Below are 8423 nucleotides of genomic sequence, written 5' to 3'. Positions count from 1 at the left end.
AAAAATTATCGGATGTGTCCGAAGTTCGGGTATCTTTGGACAGAAGGAAGCAAAAAATTATCGGATGTGTCCGAAGTTCGGGTATCTTTGGACAGAAGGAAGCAAAAAATTATCGGATGTGTCCGAAGTCAGTGCATCTTCGGACAGAAGAAAGCAAAAAGCCTCGATTGTGTCCGAAGTCAGTTCATCTTTGGATAGAAGAAAGCAAAAAAACGTCGGTAATGTCCGAAGTCTGATATAAGAAAAAGCATGGGAATTCTTACCCATGCTTTTTCTTGCGTTATTCCATATATTTTTACTTTTTGCACCTCAAAAGAGAACCCTTTTCAGTCATGCTATGCATCTTTTTTAGTCCAATTAAGTACACCAGTATTTTTTATTAACCATTTCGTCATAATTTCTTCATATATTTATAGTATGGTGAAATTGGAAATAGCAGAGAGGGATTATAAAGAAAATGACAGTTTTTGGGGATATAAGCTCATATCTGTCGAGGCACATTACGTTTCTGTTAAAAATATCAATTGAACTTCGAAATTATCATAAAACAGGGTAAAATAGAGTTAATAATTTATGGAATTTTCAAAAAAATAAAAGGGAAGGTGAAGATAAATGAAGACATTGGCTATTCCTGACAAAATTGATTTTTTTATTTCGTTAATTAAAAAGGACATGGACCACTACATGAAGCAGCAAGAACAGATAAAGGAATGGATTCAATCATCTAGACCTTTATTGAATGATACAGAGACAGCCCTGCTGGAAGAATTATTTGAAGAGTATCAAACCAAATCATGTATACAAAATGAAACAATGAAGGAGTTCCAAAAGACCTTGTTTTATAATAAATTCTAAAAGGCAGGCCCTTTAAAAGGGTCTTTTTTCATGTTTTCTTTTCATATTGCAAAAAGAAATAATATAATATTGTCATTTTTGTGAAGCGGTTACATTAGCTTAACAAATTAGTAGTATTCATATAAATGTCGATATATCAACGTTTTCAGGCACTATTAAGTCGAAAACAGTCGTTTTTGAAATATTTTTGTAACATAAGTTAAACTAAACTGTAACCTCACTCCAACATTTATTATGAGATACTAGTTTCCAGTGATAGAAAATATTAGTAAATGTTCGGAGGCAAAACATGAAGAAGTTATTAATCAGCGGTTTACTCTCATGTTCATTACTCTTCAGTGCAAACATCGGTGGAAATCATACAGCAGAAGCAGCAACAGCAGGTGAAACTGTTACAGATATTGCAGATAACTATATAGGTGTACCTTATCGTTGGGGCGGTACAACGCCAAGCGGATTTGATTGTTCAGGATTTGTTGGATATACATTTAAACAAGCAGGCTATACATTACCAAGAACCACTTCTGAAATGTATAATGTTGGAGATTCAGTTTCTAAAAGTGAATTAAAGGATGGAGATTTAGTATTCTTCCAAACATATAAAGCGGGTCCTTCGCACGCTGGAATTTATATTGGTGACAATCAGTTTGTTCACGCTTCCAGCTCAAAGGGTGTAAAAATCGATTCATTATCAAGCTCATATTGGAGCAATACATACTATGGTGCAAAACGAGTACTTAATACAGAGCCAGGCTGGTCAGCATCCAATGGAAATTGGTACTTCTATGATCAAGACGGAAACAAAGTCACTGGCTGGGTTCAGGATCAAGGTGCTTGGTATTATCTTGACCAGAATGGGATCATGCAGACAGGCTGGCTGAATTGGAATAATACTACCTATTATCTTCATTCCGGTGGTTCCATGGCTATTGGATGGACCGTTATAGACGGTCAATGGTACTATTTCCATGAGGGTGGCGCAATGGCTAAAGATACGGTTGTTGAAGGCTACACAATCGCAAGCAATGGTGTCATGCAATAAAAGATAGATGAAGAGCCGGTTTTCAATCGCCGGCTCTTTTTTGGTTGTTTAATAGATGTTGTAAAATATAAAACACTTTTCATAATTATTTTTGTAAAAGAACAATGTTTAGATTGGTTAACAAGTTGATTGGAGCGGAAGGTGCGAGACTCCTGCGGGAGAAGCGAGACAGTCGAGACCCCACAGACACAAAGTGTCGAGGAGGCTCGGCGGTCGCCCTAAGGTGCGCGAAGCACCTGGAGCGGAAATCAGCAGGTAATCTGTTTTAGCTTATTTACTAGTTACCTATTAAAGAAGTTTTTCTTTTTCCGATATTAATAGGAGTTTATGAACATGAAAGGGGAGAAATAGGTGAAGAAAAAAGTCATTTACATGCTAGTGCTGCTTAGTTTTCTATTCCTTTCTCAGCCAGTATTTGCGCAAGCGACAACAGGCTGGAAGCTTGAAAACAATCAATGGTACTATCAGAATGCCGATGGTGTTGTAACAAACAGCTGGTTTCATGATGGACAAAACTGGTATTACTTTGGCAGTGATGGCGTCATGAAAACAGGATGGCTGTTGGATAAGGGGAAATGGTATTATCTCGATCCAAACGGTGCAATGCAAACCGGCTGGCTCTATGTAGGTGGTGCCTGGTATTATTTGAATCCTGCTGGCGACATGCACATTGGCTGGCTTGAGCTTAATCAGCAAAAATACTATTTAAATGCCAGCGGTGCAATGGCTACAGGGCAGGTTACAATCGACGGCACAACATATTCTTTTTCGAGTAATGGGGAATATCTGGAAACAGCAGAAGCTGCTTCGGGCTGGAGATTAATTGATGGAAAACGTCAGTATGTTAATCAGGACGGCACCTTTCCATCGGGCTGGCTTTTAGATAATGGCCAATTTTATTATTTAGATCAATCTGGTGTCGTGAAAACGGGCTGGCTATTGGATGAAAATGAATGGTATTACTTACGCCAAGATGGCTCGATGGCTAGAGGTTGGATAGAGGTTGGAAACAGATGGTACCTAATGGATGGATCTGGTGCCATGCAGACGGGCTGGGCTCTTGTAGGTGATAAATGGTATTATTTACATGAGGATGGTGCGATGCATACCGGCTGGCTTGAAACAGACGGGAAATGGTTTTATTTGAACCAAGATGGAAAAATGGTGACAGGTACTCAAAAAATTAATGGTGTTGTGTATGTGTTCAGTATTAACGGTGTGTTAAATAAAGGCTCTGTTACGTCAAGCACTACATATAATCTTTCATTGCAGGAAATGATTGACAAGCAAATGTCCGTGCTGCCGAGAACGGATAAATACCGTAACGATAAAGCATATGTTCATTCAGCATACATACAGCTTGATCCGTTAAATCCATTAGATGGAACGGTCAAGCTAACTGGTACTGTGACAACATCACCGTTAAATGTTCGCGAAGGCAACAGTGACGGTTATCGTATTGTTGGAACACTGAATGCAGGGGATAAGGTTGATATTCTGTCCACTGCAGGTGACTGGTATGAAATCAGCTTTACCGCATGGCGCTATGCGAAGGCTGAGGATGTTGCTTATTATGTGAATCCTGCTAATTTTTCCAAGGATTCAGCAGAATATTATCAATTTCTATTACTCTCAAAAAATACCGGAGCCTCAGCAGATGAATTGAATAGAAAGATTCTGGCTGGCAAAGGTATTCTTGAGGGCAAGGGGCAGGCGTTTGTCGATGCGAGTGTAAAGGAAGGTATTAATGAGCTTTACCTCATTTCACATGCCTTACTGGAAACAGGCAATGGTACATCACAGCTGGCAAAGGGTATTCTTGTTGAGTCAGTGGACGGTGTTCCAGTTGAGCCGAAGGTTGTCTATAATATGTTTGGCATCCAGGCTAGAGATATTGATCCGATTAGACTTGGTGCGGAGTATGCTTACCAAAACGGCTGGTTTACGCCGGAGGCTGCCATTATTGGCGGTGCAAAGTATATTGGTGAAAGGTACATTCACAATCCGACCTATCAACAGGACACACTTTATGAGATGAGATGGAATCCGAACAAGCCTGGTACTCATCAATATGCCACAGATATCGGCTGGGCAGCCAAGCAGGTCAATAATCTGAAAAAGCTATATGATTCATTAAGCTGGTATACTTTGAATTTTGATGTACCGGTTTATAAATAAGGTGGAGAGGCTGATCGTATTGGTCAGTCTCTTTTTTTTATTGGGAAAATGGAAACGTGCGGATAAGAGGCTGAAAATCGCAGATATATTGTTATAGACCGCGGGTATCTACTTTTACTATAGCGATAAAGTAACCTGTATCAGGTGTAAATCGACGTTATTCCCGAAAAACATTCCTTTGATACGAAGAAAAATACCTTAGGAAAAGCTTCATTCATCACAAAAAACATCCATATAATAATTGTTCACAGTAAATACAAACAAATAAATATATAATTAAATTCAGTTATATTAATAGATAATGATCAAATATCTTAAACATCAATTCAATATAGTAATCCATCTATAATCCTTTGGAATCAACCCTTTTTAGCACATTTGTTTGACAATCCTCAACCTTTTTCATCCTTAAACAGTAAGAAATAATCCCACTCTTTGACCCTCTAAATATAGTAAGAAAGTAAATAATTATTTACAGTTAGGTAAAGAGAATGTAAAATTATAATGCATTCAAAAAATGAATCTATTTGGAGGCTAGTATGGAACACTTACTACGCATCATGGAAGTAATAAATAAAAATAATCATGTCAGCCAAAAGAAAATTGCTGATTTAACAGAACTGTCTATTGGAAAAGTAAACTATTTAATGAATGATCTTATCTTACGTGGCTTCGTTTTCAGTGAGAAAACAGGCAGAAATATAAGCTATTACATAACAGAGGATGGCATTGAATTTTTAAAAAATGGTTATGAGTCTTTTAAAGAAAAGAAGATTAATATTCATCAAGAGGCCTTAAAGGAAATCAATACGGTGGTCATTCTGGCGGCTGGCAAGCGAAAAGACTTTCATCATCCAGCTGGATTGCTGCAGGTAGAGGATCAGCCTTTATTAAGAAGGAATCTGGAGCTGCTGCAGAAAAACGGAATGACGAAATTTATAATTGTAACAGGCTTTCAAAAGGAAGCACTTGAGCAGGAGCTTGCTGATTTTCCCGATATTGAATTCGTTGAAAATCCAAAATTCAAGTGGACAGGCTCTATGGCATCTCTCGCATGTGTAGCGGAAAAGATTACGGATGATTTCCTGTTGTTTGAAGAGGATATATTAATAGAAGAAAGTGCGGTACACCAGCTGATCACGCATCCGCAGCGCGACTGTATGCTGATTGCGAGTGAAACCGGCTCAGGTGATGAGGCCTTCGTTGAAATTAAGGATGGCTATCTGCATAAAATCTCGAAGGATATTCACCAATTTAATCGTGTAGACGGGGAAATGGTCGGGATTACTAAGCTTTCCTTTGAGGTTTTTTCTGAAATGGTGAAAGAGTTCAAGGAGCATAATCAAAATCCATATATGAACTATGAATATATGCTTTTAGATGTTGCTAGACATTATCATATCGGCTACTTGAAAATTCACAACCTTGTTTGGGCTGAAATGGATACAATGAAGCAGCATGAGCAGGTAATGAAGAATGTATATCCTATTTTAAAAAGAAAAGAAGCAGAATACCGCGAAAATCAAATCAAGCAGAATTTGGTTGAGGCGATGGGCGTGGCATTAGAGGATGTTCAAAAAATTGAACCGTTTGGCGGCATGACGAATAAAAATTTCAAGGTTACGGTTAAGGACGAGGAATATGTTCTCCGGTTGCCTGGCAACGGTACGGAAAAAATGATTGACCGTTATGAGGAAAAAGTGAATTCAACACTGGCAAGCAGCTTAGGTATTGATACAGAATTGATCTATTTTAATGAAGAAACTGGGGTGAAAATTGCGAAGCTGATTCCAAATGCTGAAACATTGAACCCAACCACTGCAAAACGCGAGGACAATATGCGTTTAACAACATCCGTATTGAAGAAGCTTCATCAATCAGGTGCTGTGATGGAAAATCAATTCGATGTATTTGCGAAGATGGATGAATACGAGCAGCTTTTACAGGAAGTTAACGGAAAAATGTACGAGCCGTATGAAGAGGTCAAAAGTCAGGTTATGGCGCTAAGGCATGAATATGAAAGAATGGATATCGAGCTTGTTCCATGCCACAACGACCTAGTGGCGGAGAACTTTGTGAAAAGCGGCGAAGACAAGATTTATTTGATTGACTGGGAATACGGCGGCATGAATGACCCAATCTTTGATTTAGCTGCACATGCTCAGGAATGTGATTTTACCGAAGAGGATGAGGAATTATTTCTACGGCTTTATCTAGAGTCCGATGAGATTCCGGTCGACATTCAAAAACGAATGCTGATGAACAAGATTTTTCAGGATTTCTTATGGAGCATCTGGACTTGCATAAAAGAAGCGAAGGGTGATGATTTCGGGACATACGGAATCGATCGCTTTAACCGCGCTAGAATGAATTTAATGAATCCATTAATAAAGGAGCATGTGCAGTATGTTTAAAAACAAGGGTGTGTATTTTGGACTTCTGTCCGGTTTGACTTGGGCAGTAGATACAATTCTAATTGGTATTGTTTTATCATCGACTTTATTTTTATCAAGTGAACAAGTAATCTTTCTAGCTCCATTAGTCAGTACGTTTTTACATGATTTATTATCCTCGTTATGGATGATGGTATTCTTGGGGATCCGAGGCGAATTAAAGACTACTTTTTCAAAAATCAAAACAAGAAGCGGAAGATGGGTTATATTTGGAGCACTGCTTGGTGGGCCCATTGGAATGACCTGCTACGTATTAGCTGTTAAGTATATCGGGGCTTCTTATACAGCATCTTTTTCAGCTATTTACCCAGCTGTAGGAGCGTTTATGGCCTTCTTAATTTTGAAGGATAAATTAACATTAAAGAACTGGATCGGATTATTTATCAGTATTTTATTTATTTTCTTATTAGGCTATTCAAGCGGCGAAATGGCGTCAGACAACTATGTGATTGGCTTCCTCTTTGTTCTCGGTGCGATTTTTGGCTGGGGCATGGAATGTGTGATCCTTGCATATGGAATGAAGGATGACGAGATTACACCTGAACAGGCCTTACAGGTGAGACAATTGGTTTCAGTTGTGACGTATGGTGTGCTTATCCTGCCTTTCATGAAGGCTTACCCATTAGTAGGTACAGCCTTAATGAGTAAAGAAATTCTGTTTATTGCGGTTATTGCTCTATTTGGAACGGCTTCCTACTTATTCTATTACAGTGCAATTCACAAAATTGGACCGACACGTGCGATGGCTTTAAATATTTCGTATTCTGCATGGGCGATCATTCTTAGTGCCGTGTTCCTTGGAGCACCACTCACATTGAAAATGTTCTTATTCAGTATTATGATATTAGTGGGTTCTGTTCTGACAGTAGCTGGACCTAATGAATTTAGTCTTAAGAAACTATTATCACGCAGTGTAGGAGAACCAATTAAATGAGTAGAGCCATCTTATTAGCAGCAGGAATGGGTACAAGATTAAGACCGTTAACCCTTACAACACCTAAATCGCTTGTTCCGGTAAACGGTAAGCCAATGCTTGAGATCCAAATCGAGTATTTGCAGGAAATTGGTGTGGAAGAGATTATCGTCGTCACAGGCTATTTACATGAAAAATTTGACTATCTAAAAGAAAAGTACGGCGTGACGCTAGTTCATAACGATAAATATGATGTCTATAACAATATCTATACGATGTATTTGGTGAAGGATTATTTGCCAGGGGCGTATGTGATTGATGCCGATAATTATTTAACGCGAAATTTCTTGTTAAAGGACCCTCAGAAATCGATGTACTTTAGTGCCATTAAGAAGGACTTTAAGGATGAATGGGTCATTCGATATGATGAGAATTTAAAAATCTATGAACTTGAAGTTTGCAGCGACGTGGAAGATTATATCCTATGCGGGATTTCCTTTTGGTCAAAGGAAGACGGGGAATACATTGTTGGAAAGCTGGAAGAAGCCATTGCAGGTGAAAACTTTATAGACCTGTATTGGGATAATATTGTCAAAGACAATATTGGAAGCTTAAATGTTTATCTGCAAAAAATCAATTCTGATGACAGCTATGAAATCGATTCAATTGAGGATTATAATCGTGTACAGGAATTAGTGAAGCAATCGTAAATTTGGAATGAGTAACAAAACACCCGAAGTATCAGACTTCGGGTGTTTTGCTGTTTCCCGGGAAATTTCCACAATATATTCACCATTAGTTTAAAATTTATACAGTAATTTTGACGAAATTCGTATATTTTTGCAACAATTCCCATCAAATCCCTTCACAACCACAAACCAACCGTATATCATTAATACGTACTAGGACAGTACTCGCACCAACAGGGACATCACCTTTACCATAGTAACGCATTAACCCACCGGGGGGTAGTCCCCAGCGG

6 protein-coding genes and 1 pseudogene are annotated in these 8423 nt (G+C 38.5%); all 7 read left to right on the top strand.

All coding sequences use genetic code 11. From position 1 onward, the window contains the following. Positions 1-241, top strand: a pseudogene (locus ACHUFV_RS13710) (hypothetical protein); the annotation flags it as partial. Positions 242-612: 371 nt separating this feature from the next. Further along, positions 613-855, top strand: a complete 243-nt coding sequence (locus tag ACHUFV_RS13705; protein WP_394235008.1) for a hypothetical protein — start codon at positions 613-615, stop codon at positions 853-855. Positions 856-1144: 289 nt separating this feature from the next. Further along, positions 1145-1897 carry a C40 family peptidase gene (locus tag ACHUFV_RS13700; protein WP_394235006.1) on the top strand — a complete coding sequence of 251 codons (753 nt, stop codon included), beginning with the start codon at positions 1145-1147 and terminating at the stop codon, positions 1895-1897. Positions 1898-2248: 351 nt separating this feature from the next. Further along, positions 2249-4075, top strand: coding sequence for a glucosaminidase domain-containing protein (locus ACHUFV_RS13695; protein WP_394235004.1), 1827 nt, complete (start codon positions 2249-2251; stop codon positions 4073-4075). A gap of 539 nt (positions 4076-4614) precedes the next feature. Further along, positions 4615-6489: a phosphotransferase gene (locus ACHUFV_RS13690; protein WP_394235002.1), complete on the top strand. Its 1875-nt coding sequence runs from the start codon at positions 4615-4617 to the stop codon at positions 6487-6489. Further along, positions 6482-7462 (top strand): DMT family transporter, encoded by a 981-nt coding sequence (locus ACHUFV_RS13685; protein ID WP_394235000.1) that lies wholly within the window; start codon positions 6482-6484, stop codon positions 7460-7462. Before ACHUFV_RS13690 ends, ACHUFV_RS13685 begins: the two co-directional genes overlap by 8 nt. Further along, the gene (locus ACHUFV_RS13680) at positions 7459-8151 is read left to right on the top strand and encodes a sugar phosphate nucleotidyltransferase (protein ID WP_394234998.1); all 693 of its coding nucleotides are present in this window, start codon (positions 7459-7461) and stop codon (positions 8149-8151) included. Before ACHUFV_RS13685 ends, ACHUFV_RS13680 begins: the two co-directional genes overlap by 4 nt. Positions 8152-8423 lie beyond the last annotated feature (272 nt).

The organism is Niallia oryzisoli (assembly GCF_043641075.1).
Lineage (GTDB): Bacteria > Bacillota > Bacilli > Bacillales > Cytobacillaceae > Bacillus_BD > Bacillus_BD oryzisoli_A.
Note: the sequence above shows the minus strand (reverse complement) of the source record. Positions and strands in the feature narration are given on the sequence as shown.

Bases quoted from the DNA above. Each gene is read 5' to 3' on its own strand.
- ACHUFV_RS13700 (WP_394235006.1), top strand. From the start codon at position 1,145: ATGAAGAAGTTATTAATCAGCGGTTTACTCTCATGTTCATTACTCTTC.
- ACHUFV_RS13685 (WP_394235000.1), top strand. From the start codon at position 6,482: ATGTTTAAAAACAAGGGTGTGTATTTTGGACTTCTGTCCGGTTTGACT.
- ACHUFV_RS13690 (WP_394235002.1), top strand. From the start codon at position 4,615: ATGGAACACTTACTACGCATCATGGAAGTAATAAATAAAAATAATCAT.
- ACHUFV_RS13680 (WP_394234998.1), top strand. From the start codon at position 7,459: ATGAGTAGAGCCATCTTATTAGCAGCAGGAATGGGTACAAGATTAAGA.
- ACHUFV_RS13705 (WP_394235008.1), top strand. From the start codon at position 613: ATGAAGACATTGGCTATTCCTGACAAAATTGATTTTTTTATTTCGTTA.